This window comes from Sphingobacterium sp. UBA3519, assembly GCF_002377215.1.
In the GTDB taxonomy this organism is placed as follows: Bacteria; Bacteroidota; Bacteroidia; order Sphingobacteriales; family Sphingobacteriaceae; genus Sphingobacterium; species Sphingobacterium multivorum.
On sequence record NZ_DFPI01000001.1, the window covers coordinates 278,657 to 300,356 of the forward strand.

Annotated in this window: 16 protein-coding genes and 3 tRNA genes; 10 read left to right on the forward strand and 9 right to left on the reverse strand. The window is 39.6% G+C overall.

Going from position 1 to position 21,700, the window contains the following annotated elements; translation table 11 throughout:
* Position 1: 1 nt before the first annotated feature.
* Both B3297_RS01245 and B3297_RS01250 read right to left on the reverse strand, forming a co-directional pair.
* On the reverse strand, positions 2-430 hold the full coding sequence (locus tag B3297_RS01245; RefSeq protein ID WP_070566081.1) for a DUF1801 domain-containing protein: 429 nt from the start codon (positions 428-430) through the stop codon (positions 2-4).
* Positions 431-522: 92 nt separating this feature from the next.
* The gene (locus B3297_RS01250; protein ID WP_201638679.1) at positions 523-975 is read right to left on the reverse strand and encodes an SRPBCC domain-containing protein; all 453 of its coding nucleotides are present in this window, start codon (positions 973-975) and stop codon (positions 523-525) included.
* Positions 976-1,356: 381 nt separating this feature from the next.
* Here B3297_RS01250 and B3297_RS01255 point away from each other — a divergent pair, with 381 nt between their 5' ends.
* On the forward strand, positions 1,357-3,255 hold the full coding sequence (locus B3297_RS01255; protein WP_286778290.1) for an alpha-L-fucosidase: 1,899 nt from the start codon (positions 1,357-1,359) through the stop codon (positions 3,253-3,255).
* Between the two features lie 136 nt (positions 3,256-3,391).
* Here the strand turns inward: B3297_RS01255 and B3297_RS01260 are convergent.
* Positions 3,392-3,464 (reverse strand) — tRNA-Lys (locus B3297_RS01260).
* Positions 3,465-3,734: 270 nt separating this feature from the next.
* Positions 3,735-4,688 (reverse strand): acetyl-CoA carboxylase carboxyltransferase subunit alpha, encoded by a 954-nt coding sequence (locus B3297_RS01265; RefSeq protein WP_046671762.1) that lies wholly within the window; start codon positions 4,686-4,688, stop codon positions 3,735-3,737.
* A gap of 160 nt (positions 4,689-4,848) precedes the next feature.
* Between B3297_RS01265 and B3297_RS01270 the strand changes: the two genes are divergently transcribed.
* From B3297_RS01270 to B3297_RS01285, 4 genes are all read left to right on the forward strand, one after another.
* On the forward strand, positions 4,849-7,035 hold the full coding sequence (locus B3297_RS01270) for a glucoamylase family protein (RefSeq protein WP_286778291.1): 2,187 nt from the start codon (positions 4,849-4,851) through the stop codon (positions 7,033-7,035).
* Between the two features lie 97 nt (positions 7,036-7,132).
* On the forward strand, positions 7,133-7,654 hold the full coding sequence (locus B3297_RS01275) for an OmpA family protein (protein ID WP_046671760.1): 522 nt from the start codon (positions 7,133-7,135) through the stop codon (positions 7,652-7,654).
* 201 nt (positions 7,655-7,855) lie between these two features.
* Complete coding sequence (locus B3297_RS01280) at positions 7,856-8,101, forward strand: chromate transporter (protein ID WP_201638680.1); 246 nt, start codon at positions 7,856-7,858, stop codon at positions 8,099-8,101.
* A gap of 11 nt (positions 8,102-8,112) precedes the next feature.
* Positions 8,113-9,177 carry a chromate transporter gene (locus tag B3297_RS01285; RefSeq protein ID WP_286778292.1) on the forward strand — a complete coding sequence of 355 codons (1,065 nt, stop codon included), beginning with the start codon at positions 8,113-8,115 and terminating at the stop codon, positions 9,175-9,177.
* Between the two features lie 137 nt (positions 9,178-9,314).
* Here B3297_RS01285 and B3297_RS01290 read toward each other — a convergent pair.
* From B3297_RS01290 to B3297_RS01300, 3 genes are all read right to left on the reverse strand, one after another.
* Positions 9,315-9,399: transfer RNA gene (locus tag B3297_RS01290), tRNA-Leu, on the reverse strand.
* A 5-nt stretch (positions 9,400-9,404) separates the two neighbouring features.
* Positions 9,405-9,477, reverse strand: a tRNA-Gly gene (locus B3297_RS01295).
* 112 nt (positions 9,478-9,589) lie between these two features.
* The gene (locus B3297_RS01300; RefSeq protein ID WP_286753194.1) at positions 9,590-10,078 is read right to left on the reverse strand and encodes a regulatory protein RecX; all 489 of its coding nucleotides are present in this window, start codon (positions 10,076-10,078) and stop codon (positions 9,590-9,592) included.
* Between the two features lie 76 nt (positions 10,079-10,154).
* On the opposite strand from B3297_RS01300, the gene B3297_RS01305 reads away from it, so the two are divergent.
* Both B3297_RS01305 and B3297_RS01310 read left to right on the forward strand, forming a co-directional pair.
* Entirely contained in the window at positions 10,155-12,596 is a 2,442-nt protein-coding gene (locus B3297_RS01305; protein WP_112375607.1) for a bifunctional UDP-N-acetylmuramoyl-tripeptide:D-alanyl-D-alanine ligase/alanine racemase, read from the forward strand.
* A 44-nt stretch (positions 12,597-12,640) separates the two neighbouring features.
* Positions 12,641-13,240, forward strand: a complete 600-nt coding sequence (locus B3297_RS01310) for a DUF502 domain-containing protein (RefSeq protein WP_046671757.1) — start codon at positions 12,641-12,643, stop codon at positions 13,238-13,240.
* A 162-nt stretch (positions 13,241-13,402) separates the two neighbouring features.
* On the opposite strand, the gene B3297_RS01315 is transcribed toward B3297_RS01310, so the two are convergent.
* The gene (locus B3297_RS01315) at positions 13,403-14,302 is read right to left on the reverse strand and encodes a pirin family protein (RefSeq protein WP_286778293.1); all 900 of its coding nucleotides are present in this window, start codon (positions 14,300-14,302) and stop codon (positions 13,403-13,405) included.
* 45 nt (positions 14,303-14,347) lie between these two features.
* Between B3297_RS01315 and B3297_RS01320 the strand changes: the two genes are divergently transcribed.
* Complete coding sequence (locus tag B3297_RS01320; protein ID WP_286778294.1) at positions 14,348-14,947, forward strand: hypothetical protein; 600 nt, start codon at positions 14,348-14,350, stop codon at positions 14,945-14,947.
* On the opposite strand, the gene B3297_RS01325 is transcribed toward B3297_RS01320, so the two are convergent.
* Positions 14,944-15,726 (reverse strand): Cof-type HAD-IIB family hydrolase, encoded by a 783-nt coding sequence (locus B3297_RS01325; RefSeq protein ID WP_286778295.1) that lies wholly within the window; start codon positions 15,724-15,726, stop codon positions 14,944-14,946. The genes B3297_RS01320 and B3297_RS01325 overlap by 4 nt on opposite strands.
* 566 nt (positions 15,727-16,292) lie before the next feature.
* Between B3297_RS01325 and dnaE the strand changes: the two genes are divergently transcribed.
* On the forward strand, positions 16,293-20,711 hold the full coding sequence (dnaE, locus tag B3297_RS01330) for a DNA polymerase III subunit alpha (protein ID WP_286778296.1): 4,419 nt from the start codon (positions 16,293-16,295) through the stop codon (positions 20,709-20,711).
* A gap of 124 nt (positions 20,712-20,835) precedes the next feature.
* Positions 20,836-21,156, forward strand: a complete 321-nt coding sequence (trxA, locus tag B3297_RS01335) for a thioredoxin (protein WP_046671752.1) — start codon at positions 20,836-20,838, stop codon at positions 21,154-21,156.
* Positions 21,157-21,700: the final 544 nt, after the last annotated feature.

Consider the following 21,700-nt stretch of genomic DNA (forward strand, 5'->3'; position numbering starts at 1 on the left):
GCTATTCTTTGATTCTCGTATACTTATTTTCAATAAACTGTATCGTTTCGGACATAAGCTGATGGAGTATTTCTATGTTGATGTCGCTTAATTTCTTGATGTATATGCAGGCTTTGCCTATTTTAAATTTCCCGAGCTGATCGACTAAATGTCGATGCTCATCGGCACCGGTAAATACATAAAGGGAGATTGCTGATTTTCGGGGGCTAAATGCGATCAAAGGAGCATAGCCTTCGTGCCCACTTATATAGGTATAATGATAGTTTCCAAATCCGATGATCGTTGGTCCGTACATTTTAGCCGGCTCACCCGTTGTGGTTTCCATTAATTGTATCAGTGTTGCACTATCGATTTGTTTTTGTGGGTCGTCAACTGTTTTTATAAAGTCTTGGACAGGTGCTTCGGTATATGCCGTTTTATTTTTTGCCATGTATAGTTTATGTATTTGACGGATATTCGGATAATCTCAATTGAATATATTATATTTGAAGTAATTCGATGAGCAGCTATTTTTAGAGAGAACTATCTTTGGAACATAAAATCGAAAGCCCCAGTTCTCAGATTGATACCATATTCTAGATACGCTTTCATGCAAGCTAAAAAGTTGGCCCAACCCTCTGTTTGTCGCATCATCATTAAAATTCCATCTGCATCGTTGTTCATCTCGTGTTCTGTAATCTTTATGACGGTCGCGTTTTCTCCGAATGTGGATAGTGCGATTTCTACCAGTTGATTGGGAAGTCCCCCGCTCCAGTCGAAAGAGATATATGAATTGGGCCTGATGGTTTTTCCTGTCACGGGAAAACTGTCGGGAAATTCTGGAAATGTCCATTCTACCGTTTTATCTGTCTCTAGACGTCCAGTCGAAGATTTTATAAAATAATGATTCATTTTATTGGGATCTACAATAGCCTCAAAAACTTCGTTGATCGGTTTCTGAATTTGGATACTGGCTTTGGCGGTTAGTTTTTCCATATTAATTTAAAGTTTTAGACAAATATTCAATAAATACAGATAGCTTGTATCTGATTACATTAAAAATATTGAAAAAGATCTTTTCGTGACCATGGACCAATCTATTGTCCAAATCACTGTTTATTATTTTAAGATGTATAGACTATATAAACACCTTATTGAAGAATAGGTTTTCATTTTGGGGACCTGGATCAATATTTCCCCTAAAAGGAACGAATTGTACACTTGTAAAATGTAGTTTTAGCGTATTTTTGACTATAGTTAAAATTGATCCTGCATTCCTTCCATTAGGTCGCAAGGAACGATAATCCAATAAATTTAGAAAAGGTATCCGTCTGAAATCTTTCAGGTGGTATTTGCTGTCTTCATAAAACCAACGTTATGTTTAAAATCAAGTGTTTTTTTCTTTTTATGGTTTCTTCGGGCGTTTTTTTTTCGAGCGCACAGACTAAAAATGTAAATGAAGGCAATGAGGCTCCAAATATGTTTAATGATGCGACAACACGTGATAAAAATGCGATTGTTGAAGCAGAAACCGGTTGGTGGAAACGTGCCGCATTAACTCGTGAACAACGCTTGGAGAAATGGAAGGCCGCCTCATTTGGTATGTTTGTTCATTGGGGCGTTTATTCCCAATATGGAAATATTTGGAAAGGGAAGGCGGGCGGGGGCTATGCGGAGCATCTGATGCGTGTGATGAAAATCCCACGTAGTGAGTATCTTGATTCAGCACGTCGATTTAATCCCCTAAAGTTTAATGCGGAGGAATGGGTATTGTTGGCAAAAAATGCAGGGATGAAATATTTTATTATTACGGCTAAGCACCATGATGGCTTTGCGATGTATCCTTCTGCATTTTCAAGTGACTACTCATTGTCAAGCACGGCATTCAAAAGGGACCCGTTGGCGGAATTAGCAGCTGCCTGCCATAGACATGGACTCTTGTTTGGCTTCTATTATTCGCATGCTTTTGACTGGGAGCATCCGGATGCTCCCGGTAATGACTGGGATTACCGTAATCCCGGCGGGGATAAATTGTTGGGTGGCACAAATTGGTTTGACAAACATCCTGAATGGTTGACAAAGGCTCGGCATTACGTAGATCAAAAGGCGATTCCTCAGATTGAGGAACTTATTCAGCGCTATCATCCGGATTTGTTATGGTTTGACACATCGCATAAGTTGCCGCTGTCTGAAAACCTGCGAATTTTAAAGGCTATTCGAACAGCTGATCCGAATATTATTGTCAATGGTCGATTGGCACGTACCGAGGAAAAGAATTACGGCGATTACCTGAATACGGCAGATCGACCTGAGGAATATTATCCAGTTGCTTCTGGCGCTTATTGGGAGGCCATACCAACTACCAATGAATCCTACGGTTATTCGTCGACTGACAAGAGCCATAAACCAGCAGCGCATTTTATCAAACTCTTAGCCAAGGCTAAAGCCATGGGTGGGAATATTCTAATGAATATTGGACCCAAGGGCGACGGAAGCATCGACAGCGCTGATGTCGCTATTTTAAAGGGATTAGGTCGGTGGATGCGGGGGAATAGTGAAAGTGTCATTGATGTTGCACCATCTCGCTTGTCTCGTCAGCCTTGGGGAGTCATTACTCAGCGTAAAAATACCCTGTATTTACACGTGTTTGAGCGCCCTCAACGGAATGATCTGATTGTCGGCGGATTGATTGCTCAGGTTAATTCGGTTTCGTTATTGTCGGGAGAAACTATCGGAAAATATAGGTCCGACAAAGATGGACTGCATATTCCTATAGATCAAATTGCTTCTGAGGATGATGACCTGGTCGTAGTGGTGCAATTGAAGGATAGCATAGCTAATCCAATAAATCCTACTTTAATGTATGTGGATCATCATGTCAATAAAAATCGGCTACTGACCTTTTATGCAAAACAGATCGGGAATCCGATGAAGTTTGGGGACGGTAAAAAGAATCGCTATTATGTGACGGGTTGGACTAGGTTAAGTCAAGGGTTAAGATGGGATACCCATGTGTTAAATGGCGGACGCTTCAAGGTGGCTATACGGTATGTGAAAGATGTTGTAGGTACAGGAGGGAACCTGGGCTTGAATTTAGGGGGGAAGAATATTGATTTTACAATAGATCCGTCTTCTTCCGTTGGTTTGCGTGAACATCAGCTTGAATTGGGTACGGTGACATTGCCAAAGGGCAAGCAAGTGATTGAATTACGTGCCCATACTATAGCGGGAGCAGAAATGGTGAAATTTTCAGAAGCCATATTGCTTCCGGAATAATATTTCACAGAACAAGCTTGTGTGTTATGACTGGTCCATCCTTGTGCCTCCTTGGATCAAACCCTACCGACACTTCCTTCAAATCCTGATATTCCTAAACAAAAAAAGCTAATCTTACGATTAGCTTTTCTTTCTGTGATCCCGCTGGGATTCGAACCCAGGACCCATACATTAAAAGTGTATTGCTCTACCAGCTGAGCTACGGAATCCTTTCTGTTTTTGAAAGTGATGCAAAGGTAGAAAAATAAGTTATTTGTGCAAAATGTTTTTATCTTTTTTGTTGATAAAAATTGTAACTATTTAAAAATTACTGAATTATTTTTTGTTTAAAAGGCCTTTTAAAACACTTGGGGATAGGAAGGATTAGTATAGCGGAGGTTTTTTGGAGCAAGGAAGCGTATTTTTAAGCTAGAATGGTCATAAAAAAAGTCAGCTAATTGCTGACTTTTTTTTATGCTGTAGGGGTTGTATGGATAACATTATTCAGTTACCACACCCATTTTGCTAAACTTATCAATTCTTTCAGTAACTAATGTATCGCTATCTTTAGCCGTCAATTCGGCAAGATCTTTCAACAACTGGCTTTTTAGATTAGCCGCTGCTGCCGCAGGATCCTGGTGAGCACCACCTAGCGGTTCAGGGATAATACCATCAATCAATCCGTTGCCCAACATGTCTTCTGAAGTCAATTTTAATGCCTCAGCGGCTTTTTCTTTGTGATCCCAGCTTCTCCATAGGATGGAAGAACAAGATTCAGGTGATATGACCGAATACCAGGTATGTTCCATCATGTAAACTCTATTTCCAACACCAATACCCAAAGCTCCACCTGAAGCTCCTTCACCAATAACAACGCAGATGATCGGAACTTTCAAGACAGCCATTTCCATGAGGTTGCGCGCAATCGCTTCACCCTGTCCGCGTTCCTCAGCTTCAAGTCCTGGATAAGCACCCATCGTATCAATTAGAGTGATCACAGGTTTATTGAACTTTTCCGCCATTTTCATTAAACGTAATGCCTTTCGGTAGCCTTCAGGATTGGCCATTCCAAAATTGTGATATTGACGCTCTTTGGTGTTTTTACCTTTTTGATGACCGATGATCATAACGGCATTACCATCAATAGAAGCCATACCACCGACGATCGCTTTATCATCCTTAACGGTTCTATCACCATGCAACTCGATAAATTCGTCGCAGATAGCTTCTATATAATCATAAGTCTGAGGGCGATCCGGATGGCGCGACATTTGAACGTTCTGCCAGCCTGTTAAATTGCCGTATATTTCTTTTTCAGTAGAAGCAAGCTTTTCTTCAAGCTCACGAACGGTTGCGCTCATGTCAACTTGAGTTTTTTCGGCAACTTGAGTTACCTTTTCAATTTGCAATTGCAAGTCTGCAATTGGCTTTTCAAAATCAAACGTGGTTTTCATATATCTATTTTATGAAAATATTCAGAGGGCTAATTTAGCGCATTTTTTCTGAAATTAAAATTAGGGAGGATAATATCATTGGAATTCCTTTGTTACATTTGCGTTATAATCGTACTGGTGGCTTAGTTTTTGATTGTAGGTCTGTGAAAAATGTTGACTTATGCTGAAAAAATATTTTTACTTTCTTTTATTACTGATCTTACCTACACTTGTTCGGTCAGAAAGTTATCCTGAGGTTTTATTTGACAATAGTGTAATCAACGGGAGTTATGCGAAGAGTATCGCTCATTATACCGGTGAATCATGGATCCAAAATGTGAGCTATAGCCTTCCGGTTTCCGATAGTTTGTTTTTTACGCCAGGCAATTCGCTTTCTTTGCGGTACGTTTCTTCTCCTAATGGTAAGTGGGAGGCAAGTATTTTAAACGACAAACAGAAATTTCCCTATTTAATTGCCAAGGATGATCATCTAACTTTTAAGCTCTTTATTCAAAGCAATACTGAAAAGGGACAATTGCCAAAAGTTACCTTACAACAAAACGACACGAAGACAAATGCTGTGGATATCGCAAATTATATCGATGATTTTGCTTATGATACCTGGCTTAATGTGTCCATTCCAGTCAATAAATTTGGAGGAATTTCACTAGGGAAGTCTGTTTCGGCTTTAATTCTGGAACAAAACGGAACTGCCCTGCAGACAAATCAATTATTTATCGATCAAATTGAGTTTTTGCCCAAAAACTATCCAAAGGTAAGACTTTCATCAGCAGCTATCTTATCGAAGATCAGTTCCGTAGATAAACAAGTTGAGCTGGTTTGGCAATTGCCGCTGACACCAAGTATCCGCTATGTGAAAATCTACCGTTCGGAAGATAAACTCAATTTTCAGCCGATAGCAATTTTACCCATCTATGTACAGAAGTCGCTGGATAGGGTTAATGAATATAATAAATCTTATTATTACAAAATCGCTTGGGTAGATTATAATTATGTTGAATCTCCATTTTCTGAGGTTAGGGAGGTACAAACAAAAAAAGGGACGGATAAAGAGATGTTGAATTTTATCCGAAATGCTCATGTGAATTATTTTATAGACAACTATGATGTGAATAGTGGTATGTTTCTACCTGACCGAGGTAATAGACAAGCTATTGTATCAACAAATGAAACCGGCTATGCGATCTTGGGTTTGCTTGTGGCAGGAGAGAACAATTTGATCTCGCGACAAGCTCTTTTGGTCAGGTTAACACGGATTGTGAAATTTTTGAGCAGTGCACAACAACATCAAGGGGTCTTTACAGCGCTTTACGATGGCCGCTCAGGGGTACCTTATTATCGCGATTCAGTTCCAACGTACGATTTGCGCGGTACCTCCCATATTATGGAATCGCTTTTGATCGCCCGACAATATTTTTCTAAAGAGGATCCTGAGGAACAGGCCTTGAGGAATACTATTACGAAGCTCTGGGAGCGCATAAACTGGAACTATTTTACGGATGCACAGCATCCTGATGTACTTTGGAATAAGTGGTCTCCAGTAGACAGTACAGCTAGATCGAGGCCTTTGGGGGGATTTAACGAGAGTCTGGGGACCTACTTGCTGGCGATGTCTTCACCTACCCATCCTTTAGCGATTTCAGCTTATATCAATGGATTTGCAACCAAACATAAAGGTCACGAATTGTATTTTGGGGATGACACCAATGATTTGGCTCCTGAACTCAAAATGAAATTAGATGATTCTTTAGCGTGTTCAATAAGTGCAAACCCTTTAATTGGCGATGCTGGAAATGCTGGTGTTTCGATCTACTCCGACGATAAAGTTATTTTCGCCAAGAATATTGCCGGCGGTAGTTTAAATGAATCGTTGATGTCCGTTTATCGTCCCTTTTTGATTATGGATCCGAAAGGAAAAGTGGATGACTTTGTCGATTACAAGAAATATTTGTCGAATTATATTTTGGCCTATAAACGTAGAGATAATGAAATGAGCATAGGGACACGATTTACAGATATTTGGGGCGTGGAAAATGTGGAAGACACGTATCAGGGATATTTGGTGAATCCTGCGGTAGCTATTGCAGCGTACCCATTTGAAAAGGAGATCGGTCTAAAAGCATTACGTAAGTTTTACGAAGAATACGCCGATGTGTTATTTACGCAATATGGTTTCAGAAGCTGGATTGATATTAAAAACAACGATGTTTCTGAAAGCTATCGTGCGAGGAATCAGGCAACGATTGCCGTAATGATCGAGAATGCAAATTCAGGCATGATCTGGAAATTGTATGAGAATATTCCTGAGGTAAAAAAGACTTTAGAAAAAGTATATACCAAGAAATAGATTTGTTACGTTAGTTATGGCGTAGAAGGGATGTCATATTGGACTTTTTTCGCTATATTTACTTGCTTAAATCGATATTAAATACGTTAGAAACGACATGCTTAGAAAAATTAATTTGGGGATTTTAACCTTATGTGCAAGTTTATCGTTATTTTCCTGTAAACAACAAGCTATTGTAGTCAATCCGGGTGCTGTTGTAACAAAAGATGGAACTGATGATGGTTTGAAAAATGTGAAGAAGGATTTTAATGATGCGAAAAGAACTGATGAAGGGATTAAGTTTAGTATATCGTCTGATTTATTGTTTCCAACAAACTCTTCTTATCTATCTGAGAAGGCAAAAACTGAAGTTAGTAAATTGGCGTTGATCTTGAAAGAAAGTAATAATAAGATCAAAGTTGATGGGTATACTGATGCTACGGGTACTGTTGAGTATAATCAGTGGCTTTCCGATAAAAGAGCAGCGTCTGTTAAGAAGTTCTTAGTAGATTCAGGTGTTGCTGAATCACGCATCACGGCAAAAGGTTTCGGTCAGTCAAATCCAGTTGGCGATAATAAAACTCCGGAAGGACGCCAAAAAAATAGAAGAGTGGAAGTTACTATTTTAGATAAAAAATAGTTTATCAGACCAATTCTTAATATAAAAAAGCGTGGTATTTAAGATATCCCGCTTTTTTTATGCAGTTATATCGCGGTTTTAAATCGTTGTATACCGTCTCCCCAAACGAGATATTTTAAATAGGAGATATCGGTAGGAGGCTCGCGCTGTGGAGATTGTTTTCGATAAGGTACGAGTCTAGGGGAAATAGCGTTGAAAAAGATGAATTTAGAAGAAGAAGATCATAGACAAAAGCCAATTTTTCGGGAAGCCATGTGGTTTTGGTTTGTGTTAGGTTGGATAAGTTTTGGTGGAACAACTGGTCATGTGACCATTATGCACGATTTTTTGGTCGAAAAGAAAAGATGGGTAAGCAACAGGAAGTTTTTTCAGGCACTCAATGCCTGTATGTTATTGCCAGGACCTGAGGCGCACCAATTGACGATGGATGGAAGTTGCACGGCTTAAAAGGAGGTGTGTTGGCCGGACTATTTTTTATTGTTCCTTCACTTCTCATTATATTTGGACTCAGTGCACTATATGCGCACTATGGTAACTCCGCATTGCTTATTGCTTTATTTTCGGTTTTAAAACCTGCCGTTCTAGCGATCATTATATTTGCAACCTTTCGAGTGAGGCAGAAATCTCTTGTCAGCATATGGCATTATTTGGTCGCATTGGCTGCCTTTCTGCTCTCGTATTTTGCTGGGGTTCCAATGCCCTGGATTATTGTGGGCGTGATCGCTTTCGGTGTACTATGCTATGCAATCTTGTCAAAAACTTCCAAAATAAATGCCCATCATGAAAAGGAAGATAAGCAGCTCGAATCAGTTTATTATATCAATACGCTCGAAAAACTACCCCCTATATCTTACCGTCGTATTTCTCTTCAGGTTCTGCTGTTTTTCTTACTATGGTTGATTCCGCTGTCCATTTTACTATTTTTTACTATCGATACGGAATTTTGGAAGACACTTTCCTTTTTGTTTACAAAGTCTGCTTATTTGACGATTGGAGGTTCTTATACAATCATTCCCTATGTTGCGGCCCTTGTGACAGAGAAATTGTTTTGGCTTTCCAAAAGCCAGATGATAGATGGATTTGCGCTTGCAGAGACAACCCCGGGGCCTTTAGTGGTCGTTTTGGCCTATGTTGGTTTCATGGCCGGCTTCAATCATTTCCATCAGTCCTATTCTATGGCAGCACTAGGTTTGATCGCTACAGCATATTTTACCTTTTTGCCAAACTTTGCCCTGATTTTTGTTGGGGCACCACTGATCGAACGGACCCAAAAAAATGCATGTATACAATTTATGCTGTCTTTAGTAACAGCATCGGTCGTTGGTGTAATCGTTAATTTAGCCTGTTATTTAGGACTAGGAATTCTATTTCCAGGTGGGGTTAGTTCTTGGTATGCCATTGAGCCGATGGCTTTGGTATGGGTGCTATTTTCACTTTTTCTTTTATTCAACTATAAAATAGGCATGTTGAAACTTATACTGTTAAGTTTGGCCTATGGCTTTCTCTTATTTTTATGGCGATAAAATAAAAATGTCCATCGACTGATGAGCTTCGCGAGCAAATTTATAAAAGATTGAAGGGGGGAGTGAATTTGATAGGGTTATTCTAGGTTACAGACGCATATAAACAAGAAAAGCCCATCGTTAGATGAGCTTTCTTGTACCTAGGGCGGGAATCGAACCCGCACTCCCTTAACGGGAACAGGATTTTAAGTCCTGCGTGTCTACCAGTTCCACCACCTAGGCAGGTGAGCGAAAAACGAGATTCGAACTCGCGACCCCAACCTTGGCAAGGTTGTGCTCTACCAGCTGAGCTATTTTCGCATTGGAATTTTATTTCAATTTTCAAAAGAACCTTGCGTTCCTTTTTGGTGATGCAAATATAGAGCGAAAATTCAATATTGCAAAATATTTATTTACTTTCTTTCTGTGTTTTTTATAACTCCTTTGAATTCAGTATAGAAAAAATTAAATCACTCTCAAATCCGCGGGATAGTGCAAACTGATAAACTTTGTTTTTAACTGCATAGCGGTCCTTGCCACTAATTTCACGGAGTTTTTTGTCAATGATGTGATTTAAGATTTGTTCATATTCATCGAGATCGATTTGCTTAAATGCAATTTTTATCAATTGCTCGGATACCCGTTTTGCCTTGAGTGCCTGCTTGATTTTTACTTTGCCCCAGCCTTTCATGCGGAGCTTTCCGTTACAGTAGGCAATAGCAAAGCGTTCTTCATTTAAAAAATTATCGGCGATCAAATTGGCCAAAATATTTTCGACTTCTACTTCGTGTAGTCCCCAGCTGTAGAGCTTATCGCGTACTTCTTGCTGTGCGCGTTCTTGATAGACGCAATAGCTTTCCGCTTTCAACTGTGCCTGATGCTGCGTTAATATCTTCTTATTTCTTTTTTCCTCGTCAAACATATTGTCAAAATTTCAAAAATAATATGAAATAACTAAAAAAATGTTCAGTTTTGACACAATCAAAAATATCAGGAGAATGTACAAAATATCGGAAATCGCCCAGATTTTACATCCCAATCGCACATTTATCACGGATCCCAATTCTTTTGTCCAGCATTTATTTTACGACAGCCGTAAAATTGTCCAAGCGGACAACGGGATTTTTTTTGCACTTCAGAAGAATAGAGATGGCCACCGTTATATTAGAGAAGCTTATGATAAGGGAGTTCGTAATTTTGTGCTTCAAATCGATAGTGCACAGGAAATGGAGTTTTTGGAGGCTAACATTCTTTGGGTAGCGGATAGCTTGGTCGCTATGCAGGAACTGGCAACTTTTCATCGGCAGAAATTCGATTACCCGGTCATTGGAATCACTGGTAGCAATGGTAAAACGATAGTGAAAGAATGGCTTTTTCAGCTGATGTCTCCTGAATATAAGATCTATAGAAGTCCCAAGAGTTATAACTCTCAACTCGGTGTCGCACTTTCGTTATGGGGACTATCCGATCAGTATAATCTTGCGCTGATCGAAGCGGGGATTTCAGAGAAAGGAGAAATGCAGCGCCTTGAGCAGATGATAAAACCAACCATAGGACTATTGACCAACATTGGTGTGGCCCATAAAGCCGGTTTTAAATCGAAGGAGGAAAAGACTTATGAAAAGCTCGAGTTGTTTAAACATGTTGAAACCATGATTTTTCCGAATACTTACCTTGAAAATGTTCAATTGCCTTATCGGCCACGAAAATTTTCCTGGGGGCTTGATGAGGGGCTTTCTTTGGAGGTGTATTCCATCAAACAGGTCAACGACCGATTTACTATGGTAACCTTCTATTATACCGGGCGCACCTTTGCTGTTGAAGTACCGTTTGTGGATAAAGGAAATGTTGAGAATGCCATAAATTGTGTAGCGGTGATGCTACGTTTTGGTTATGAAAATGAAGTGATCGCATCGAGGATTAAAGAGTTGCAGCCTGTGGCGATGCGTCTTGAGTTAAAAAAAGGAAAAAAGAATAGCTCCATTATCGATGACTCGTATAGTAATGATCTGGATGCACTACAAATAGCCCTGGAGTTTTTAAATCAACAGGGCCAGCATCCGTTCAAGATGTTGATATTATCGGATATTCCCGGTGTTACTATCGAAGATGAAAAAAGCTTGTCCAAGCTGAGACGTTTGCTTAGTGAGTATCGTTTGGATAAATTGATATTGATAGGTGAAGTGTTGCCTAAATTGGCTGCACAATTTGATGTGCCTTCCATTTCATATAGCGATACTGCTGCTTTTTTGGCCGATATAAGGTCGCTTTCTTTTGAAAATGCGACGGTATTACTGAAAGGAGGACGGGAGTTTCATTTTGAACGTATCAGTCAGCTTTTGGTTGCAAAATCGCATGATACAGTGCTTGAAATCAATTTGAATGCACTGGAAAACAATCTAAATGTATACCGCCAGTTGTTACCGAAGCATGTTAAGCTGATGACGATGGTCAAAGCTTTCTCTTACGGTAGTGGAAGTTTCGAGATAGCAAATCTTTTGCAATTTAATCGGGTGGATTATCTGACGGTCGCTTTTGCGGATGAGGGGGTGGATTTGCGCGGTGCGGGAATCACATTGCCTATTGTGGTAATGAGTCCGGATGAAAGTTCTTTTGAGTCTATCGTTCAGTACAACCTTGAACCGGAGATTTATAGCTTTAGAATATTGTTTTCCTTCTTGAATTTTCTGAAAACGAAACAGATAACTTCCTTTCCGATTCATATTAAGATAGATACTGGCATGCATCGGTTGGGTTTTATGCCTGACGAGGTCAATCGTTTAATAGCTGTGTTGCGTACGGAAGCGGTTTTGGTGGTTAAATCTGCCTTTTCCCATTTAGCGTCTGCAGGCAATGAAAAGGACCGGGAATTTACACAGCGACAAATTGATCTGCTGGATGACTTTACGAAACGTCTAGAAAGTGGTCTAGGATATTCCTTTCTACGTCATATTGCAGCAACCTCGGGTATTGAACTGTGGCCGAATGCGTATTTTGATATGGTACGATTGGGGATCGGTCTCTATGGTATCGATATTGAGCGGCATGATTTACCCATTAGGGAGGCGAGTACCTTGAAAACTAATGTGACGCAAATTAAATACCTCCCGGCAAGTGAGACCGTAGGTTATAATAGGCACGGTGTTCTGTATAGAGATAGTAAGATCGCCACGATTAAAATTGGTTATGCGGACGGTTACGATAGGCGTTTTGGTAATGGTGTCGGTAAAATGTTGGTTAACGGTTTTTTAGTCCCTACTATTGGTGATATCTGTATGGATATGTGTATGCTGGATGTAACGGATGTGGAAGTTGGAGAGGAAGATGAAGTTATCGTGTACCCTGATATAAAGTCAGCAGCGAAGGCTATAGGAACGATCCCTTATGAACTGCTGACCAGTATTTCCCAACGCGTAAAAAGAGTATATTTTTATGAATAATAAAGGATATTCTGCATTTTTGAATAATATTTGATTTTCAATTCATGTTTAGCAAATTAATTAGAGGCTTTATTAATTATTTGATAAGAGGTATCCTGGTGGTGGTTCCTCTAGCTGGTGCTATTTTTTTAATAGTTTGGATTGTTGCATCAGTTGATTCGGCATTGAATCTAACTGAACATTTTTTGGAAGATGATAGAGGGCATCCCTTGTATATTCCGGGAATAGGTATTCTGACCGTTATTTTGGTGTTGGTTTTGGCAGGGCTTATTTTTACAAATTTTGTTACAGATCCAATTAAAGTGTGGATTAATCATCAGATCCAGCGGATTCCACTTTTAAATACATTATATTCTTCGATTAAAGATTTTACAGAGGCCTTTGTTGGTGATGCAAAGAAATTTAATGAACCTGTCTTGGTAACGGTGAATGAGTTTGGTCTGAAGAAGATAGGTTTCTTAACGCAACATGATTTAAAAAGCATTGGGCTTGAAGAAGAGGTTATGGTGTATTTTCCATATTCATATTCTTTTGCGGGACAGGTTGTCATTATCAGTGCAGACAAGGTGAAAAAATTAGATATGTCGCCAACAGATGCCATGAAATTGGTTGTGTCCGGTGGTGTGAGCGGGATAGCCCATTAGTACTTCTTTGCAACAGTTGACTTTAAGATTTATTCAATAAAAAGGCTGGAAATTGTCCACAATTTCCAGCCTTTTTGTTTTCGTCTGTTTTGTCCTTCCAATTGTAATCCCGTACGGCAGATACGTTTGCGATTGCCAAGTTTAAATGAATAAATAGTGCTGCTAAGCTTTTTTCTGCCCTAAAGTTGGATTTACTGGCGGGATTGGAATATAGCCGTCATCTCCAGGAACCTTTGGAAATTCATGTTTTTCCCATTTTTCGCGCGCTATTTTTAATGTTTCAATGTCCGAAGCGACGAAGTTCCAGTCGATATAGCGTTGTTCAGGAAAAGGTTCGCCACCAAAAATGTAGACCGAGGTTCCAGCCTCCATTTTGAATTCACATAGTTTCGCATCTTTGGCAACTAAAATCTGCTTTGGACCGAATTCCTGACCTTCCGCATGAACAGTCCCATGCAGGATATATAATCCACTTTCGCCATATAGATGATCACCTAGTTTAATAGTTGCATCTTTTTCCGCTTTGATTTCAATAAGGTATAATGGGCTGTATACGGGGACCTCGGAACGGTGATCTTTAATTTCTCCTGCAATTAAGCGATAGGATACGCCATCTTCGGTCCAATGTGGAAGTTGCGGTTCTTCTATGTGAACAAAATTAGGCTCCATTTTTTCGAGTTCTTTTGGTAGGGCCACCCAAATCTGCAGTCCATGGAGGTCGTGCGGCGTCGATCGCAGTTGTTCCGGGGTTCTTTCGGAGTGTGTGACACCCTTACCTGCCGTCATCCAATTGACTGCTCCAGGTTTGATCTCAACGGCATTTCCTAAGCTGTCCCGGTGCATAATGCTACCTTCGAATAGATAAGTCAATGTGGATAACCCGATATGCGGATGTGGTGCAATATCTATAAAGTGCGGTTCGGCAATGTTATCAGGTCCCATGTGGTCGATGAAGATAAAAGGGCCGACCATACGTTTCTGCCTGAAAGGAAGAAGTCGCCCAACTAAGAAATTGCCTATGTCAGCGGCTCTTTCTTCAATAACTATTGCAATATTTGACATAATGTTTCCTTATTTTTGTGTTTCTAATCTACAGCAATTTAAGAAATGTCAAGTATAATCAATCGTTTTTTGGGTAAAAAGAGTGTAAGAAATGAAGCGCTTTTGGCACTGGCAGATAGGTTGTCTTTTAGGAACAGTCAGCTGGACAGTTTTTTGATCGATCACCTAATACAAAGTAACAAAATAGATCCAGCCGACTTTTTTGCTTTCCAAGAGCAGTTGCTTAAGCTTCATGTTGACCGATTGGAGTCGATGCAGGTGGAGCTTAGCTTGTTGAACCAATATTTGCAATTGGCTGAACGTTTTCTTCCAGCAGGTTTTACAGTCAAATGGGAAAATAAGCTTCAGGCTCAGGAGGAGATGATGTTGCCGCCGCTCATTCTTTTTCCTGTGGTACAGCATGCTGTTGAGAATGGTTATAATACGATGGCTTCTCATCCTGTACGGATCCGATTATCGGGCTCATCCAAGTTGATTATGCTTGAAGTTAGCTATCGTGTGAACCATTATCTGGAAAGTCAATTTAGCAGTACACTGATACGTGATTTTAGACAGCGATTGGACTATCTTTTTCCGGAAAAACATAATTTGCTGATGAATAGCAACAGCAATACTTCTCGAATAACTTTAACTATCCAACTTTAGATGATATTGAAGTGTTTTAATGCATTCCAGATACCATTTTCATCAACACTGTCTGTTATATAATCTGCAATTTCCTTTACCTCGGGATTTGCATTACCCATAGCAATTCCAATATGGGTGTGCGCTAGCATGGTAATATCATTTCCGCCATCGCCAAATGACATAGTTTCTTCCAAGGTAAAGTTGAACTGATCTAAAAAAACATCTATTCCAATTTTTTTGCTTTGCCCCATCGGATTGACATCCGCAAAAATGGGCGTCCATCTCGAAGCAACTGAATTTGGCATCACATTTTCCATGAATTCAGCTTCTTCTTCAGGATTGATGAAAACATTGACCTGCATAACGGAGTCCAGATCAAAATCCTTTTCGTAATCCCGAATAGGTGGTGTCGGCACATTGACCTGTTCGTACATTCGTTGTACCTCAGGTGTAACCTGGTTTAAGGAAATTTCCTTTTCGGACATAAATGAAAAAGTCAGGTCCTCACGCTTTTTAGCATAATCCAATAAGGAGCGAATGTCTTTTTGAGGGATGTTATTTTTATAAATGACTTCCTGTTCCTTTGTGACGCAATACCCGCCATTGAAGGTGATATATCCATCAAAATCGAGATAACGAATATGTCCCAGCTGATTGTAGGATCGTCCTGTTGAAACAAATACCTTGATGTTTTTTTCTTTTAATAATTGAAATGCCTGTTGAGTAGATTCGGGAACCTGATGTGTTTTGAAACTTAGCAAAGTTCCATCGATGTCAAAAAAGATCGCTTTAATCATGGATTTTTGGGTCAAAACCAAATATACTAAATACTTAGAATAGTGTAACTATTACAATATTAAATCTGAGGCGTTTTATCTCCTACAGACCATTAGAATTTTACCACACTGGTGGAAGAAAGGTGAATGTCAAATTTGTAATTAAAAGGAAATAAAACCTAAAATAAAAGGGACTTAATAGGTAGATTATAGGGCTTCATCCGAATGAGGTCCCTATGAGGTCCCTATAAAGTCCCTATTAGATACGTATTAAATGAGTTGTTAATTTGAATTTGATATAAACTTGGCTCCTTCAATATATACGAAAAAAAGAGGCCGGGGGCTTTACGATTTGGTTTGATATTTACTCATGGGATACACATAAAAAAAAGAAGATTGAGGAGTTTATGATGTTATTTCTTGTTGAAGCGGAACCGGTAGGCGGTATCGTGTGGCGCTAGATTTTCTTTAGTGGATTTTCGCAAAAATCTGACATAATCTTCTCTAATAATTTCGTAAATTTCAAGTTCAAAAAAATGTAAATTGTCTTGCATTTAATGTGTTGTATTAAAGAGGGTTAGAATTTTATGTATATTATTTTCGATACGGAAACGACGGGTTTGCCTAAGCGTTGGGACGCACCAATTACCGATACGGACAATTGGCCTCGCTGTATTCAATTGGCTTGGCAGATTCATGATGAGATGGGAAATTTGGTCGAACATCACGATTTCTTGATTAAGCCAGATGGATTTGATATACCCTATGACTCTGAAAAAATACACGGCATATCGACTGCATTGGCAGAAGAGCAGGGATTGCCGCTCCAGGAGGTCTTAGAGAAATTCAATGTGGCATTGAATAAAGCCAAGTTTGTGGTTGGACAAAATATTGGTTTTGATTTGAATATCATGGGCTGTGAATTTTACCGTTATGGTGTTACGTCCAATATGGCTAATATGCCTGTATTGGATACCTGTACGGAAGTAACAGCTGAACTTCTGAAAATTCCAGGCGGTCGTGGAGGACGCTTTAAACTACCCAATTTGACTGAGTTGCATTCTTATTTATTTGGAGTGCCATTTGCTGAGGCACATAATGCAACAGCCGACGTTGAAGCGACAACACGTTGTTTTCTGGAGCTTGTAAGAAGAGAGGTATTCACTGCCGAAGAACTTCAGGTCGATACGGGCTACTTTGTCGATTTTAAAACCAACAATCCGGGGCCTATACCCACTGTTGGACTGAAACATATCAACCTAAAAGCAGCTTCTGATGAAATTAGAAAACGGTCTCAGCCAGATGAAGTCAAGGTTGTCGTTGATGCGGACGCGTTAGCAGCTTTAAAGCATGCCAAATTTGCCCATTTACATAACCACTCTCAGTTTTCGATCCTGCAGTCGACGATGTCGTACGATAAGTTAGTTTCGGCAGCGGTGAAGGATAATATGCCTGCTGTTGCATTAACGGACCACGGAAATATGATGGGGGCTTTTGAGTTTGTCTCTCGTGTTATAAGTCATAATAAAGAAGTTGAAGCGCAAAATGCGGAGGCAGTTGAGAATGGAGAGGAGCCTACTGGTCAGCTTTTAAAGCCAATTGTTGGTTGTGAATTTTTTGTTTGTGAAAACCACAAAGATAAGTCGAGGAAGGATAATGGTTATCAGATTGTGTTATTGGCGAAAAATAAACGGGGGTACCATAATTTGGCTAAACTGGCTTCTTTTGCTTATACCGCGGGCTTCTATTATGTGCCGCGGATTGATAAAGATCTTATTCTTCAATACAAGGAAGATGTTATCGCTTTGTCAGGTAACCTACAAGGCGAGGTGCCGAATAAAATACTGAATATAGGTGAGAGTCAGGCCGAAGAGGCTTTGCTGTGGTGGAAAGAACAATTTGGGGATGATTTTTACCTGGAATTAATGCGTCATGGTCAGGAAGATGAGGATCGTGTGAATCAAACCTTGCTTAAATTTTCCCGCAAATATCAGGTCAAAGTTGTTGCGACCAATAATACATATTACGAGAAGAAAGGCGATGCACATGCGCATGATATTTTGCTCTGTGTGAAAGATGGTGAAAAGCTATCGACTCCAAAAGGTAGGGGACGTGGATTCCGTTTTGGTTTACCCAATCAGGAATATTATTTCAAATCTTCAGATGAAATGAAGGCCCTTTTTAAAGATTTGCCCGAAGCGATTCTAAATATTCAGGAGATTGTCGATAAGGTAGAGATATTTAAGTTAAACCGCGATGTCCTCTTACCTAAATTTGATATTCCTGAGGAATTTCAAGTGGAAGCCGATCTGGAAGATGGGGGAAAACGTGGTGAAAATAAATACCTGGCGCATCTTTGTTATGTGGGGGCTGAGAAGCGTTATGAGGAAATAACAGATGATATTCGCGAACGTCTTGACTTTGAGTTGGCTACCATTGAGAAAACGGGGTATCCAGGTTACTTTTTGATTGTTCAGGATTTTATTGCGGCGGCCCGGGATATGGGAGTTTCCGTGGGGCCGGGACGGGGATCTGCTGCTGGTTCGGCAGTAGCTTATTGTTTGGGAATTACCAATATCGATCCGATTAAATATGACTTGCTTTTTGAGCGTTTCTTAAATCCAGACCGTGTATCCATGCCCGATATTGATATCGATTTTGATGACGAGGGACGTGGACGTGTCATGCAATATGTAATCAATAAATATGGTGCTAGTCAGGTTGCCCAGATTATTACCTATGGTACAATGGCAGCGAAGTCATCCATCAAAGATACAGCGCGTGTATTGGACTTACCTTTGGGTGATGCCAATGAAATTGCCAAGCTGATTCCGAACCTTAAATTATCCAAGATTTTTACTTTAGATGATGCCGGTTTAAAGGAAAAGCTAAGGACTGAGGAAATTGAAGCCGTCAATAGATTGAAATCTATTGCGGATGGTGCTGGATTGGAAGCGGAAACGATCAGACAGGCCCGGGTTTTGGAGGGTTCTGTACGAAATACAGGTATCCATGCCTGTGGTGTTATTATTACACCAGACGATATTACTAATTTCGTTCCTGTTTCTTTGGCAAAAGACTCTGATCTTTATGTGACGCAGTTCGATAACCACGTTGTTGAAAGTGCCGGTTTGCTGAAAATGGACTTTTTGGGTTTAAAGACACTGACACTGATTAAAGATACGGTTGAAAATGTCAAATTAAGTCATGGTATTGTGCTGGATCCGGATCAGTTTCCGATCGACGATGAGCTTACGTATGAGCTCTTTCAGCGTGGAGAAACCATAGGGGTGTTCCAATATGAATCTCCTGGAATGCAGAAATACATGCGCGACCTTAAACCGACAGTATTTGCCGATTTGATTGCGATGAATGCACTCTATCGTCCGGGACCAATCGAATATATTCCAAGTTTTATTAAGCGTAAGCACGGTATAGACCCCATTGTTTACGATTTGGATGCTTGTGAGGAATACCTCAAGGAAACCTACGGTATTACAGTCTACCAGGAGCAGGTTATGCTCTTGTCCCAGAAGCTTGCGGGATTTTCAAAAGGTGATGCCGATGTCTTGCGTAAGGCTATGGGTAAGAAGCAAAAGGCTGTACTCGATAAGATGAAGCCGAAGTTTGTTTCGCAGGCAGAGGAGAAAGGGCATAATGCAAAAGTTCTGGAGAAGATTTGGACCGACTGGGAAGCTTTTGCGAGTTATGCATTTAATAAATCCCACTCGACCTGTTATGCTTGGGTTGCTTATCAGACCGCTTATTTAAAAGCGCATTTTCCTGCGGAATACATGGCTGCGGTACTTTCCAATAACATGAATGATATCAAGCAGGTGACATTCTTTATGGAGGAATGTAAACGAATGGGCTTGCAGGTATTGGGGCCAGATGTGAATGAATCCTATTATAAGTTTACGGTAAATGAATCTGGAGCTATTCGTTTTGGAATAGGTGCGGTGAAAGGCGTTGGGGCAGGAGCGGTAGACGCTATCGTGCAAACACGGCAATCAGGATTGTATAAATCTGTTTTCGATATGGCTAAACGAATCGATCTTCGTGCGGTAAACAAGAAAGCTTTTGAGAGTCTGGCTTATGCTGGAGGCTTTGATAGTTTTGAGAATACGCACCGTGCACAATATTTTCATTCGGATGAAAATTCAACAGGAATGGAAAAGGCGATCCGATTTGGCCAGCGCTTTAAAGAAAATGAAAGTTCGGCCCAGGCGAGCTTGTTTGGTGTAGGAGGGGCTGCAGAATTGCCTGAGCCGGTTTTGGCGCCATGTCCGCAATGGGGATTGATTGAAAAGCTTAAATATGAAAAAGATGTTATCGGTATTTATCTGACCAGCCACCCCTTGGATACCTACCGGTTTGAAATTGAACATTTTTGTCAGAATTCCGTTTCAGATTTGGCATTAATCAATAGGGTAAAGGCAGCAGAGGTCGATGAAGAGACTTTGCTGGAGTTTAATCGGATCAAGAACAAAGAATTGGTGATTGGTGGTATTATCGCATCGGCAAACCATCGATTGACGAAGACGGGTAAGCCTTTTGCGTCATTTATCATAGAAGATTATAGTGATTCTTATGATATGGCAGTTTTCGGCGAAGAATACGTTAAGTTGAAGGGATATTTGCAAGAGGGATATTTTGTGCAATTGCGGGGTTTGGTACAGGAGCGTTTCAGACAGGTTGGAAATTGGGGCTTTGAGCTGCGCAGTGTGCAGTTGCTTTCGGATCTTCGTGAGAAGATGGCGAAGAGTTTTACGATCAATATTCCTTTACCTAAGTTGAACGAAGCATTTCTTGATGGTATCAAGGATATACTGGCGCAAAATGAGATCGAGGGAGTTGTGCCAAATTGTCAATTAAAGTTTAAAATCTGGGATCCCCAAGATGAAATATCTGTCGAAATGCCAGCTAAAAGTCTGAAAATAAACCTAACAAATGAATTTTTGGACTGTATAGATAAGTTTGAAGGGATAAATTACCGATTGAATTAGTTTGGATTAGAATTTGTGTAATTAAGATTACAAATACATTGGTAGTAGTTACTATCTTTGTTTATTGATTTTAGCAATTAAATAGTATTATAGATATAACTTCGGTTTATAAAATTAAAAGATTATGGCATTAGAAATTACAGATAGCAACTTTGAAGAAGTTGTCTTAAAAGCAGACAAACCAGTATTAATCGATTTTTGGGCAGAGTGGTGTGGTCCTTGCCGTATGGTAGGTCCTGTGGTTGAAGAATTGGCTAAGGATTATGAAGGTAAAGCTGTTGTAGGAAAAGTGAATGTAGATGAAAATCCAGAGATTTCTGTTCGTTATGGCATTCGTAATATTCCAGCTTTATTGTTCTTTAAAAATGGAGAAATCGTTGATAAACAAATTGGAGCTGTTCCAAAATCAGTATTGAACGAGAAATTGGAAAAACAATTAGCATAATTTAGCTGAAAAATAAAAAAAAGCCTGAAATATTATATTTCAGGCTTTTTTTTGCTGTTAAATTTTATCTATTTGAATTTTATTTATTGTTTTTTCTGATTTTTATCTTGATTTTTATTCTTTTTATGTTGTTTTTATGTTTTCGTTTATGTTTTTACGTTTTTTTTCTGTGTTTGTTTAAACATTTGTGGTTTTATTGTAGTTTTTAGTGACTTATTGTCCTGTTTTTATGTTTATATTTTTGGAAGTTTAAAATTATTTATGATTTTTTGATAAAAAATTCAATTTAATTTGTAAAAATGAATATTTTTTCCTTCTTTTGAGTATTGAAATTGAGTTTCGAAAAGGATTTGTTTCGGTTTAACTGGTTTCGATGTTATTTTTTTGACTCGGTGGTTTTGGAGTTGTTTTTTTAAAAAAAATAGAGATTGATAAAGATTTTCCCTTTCAAATACCCTAGATTATGCCTCGCGTTGCTCTCCGTAACGCGAGTTTTTTTTGGGGGTAAAGTAGGGGTAAAACAAAAGAGGCTGTCTCAAAAAGG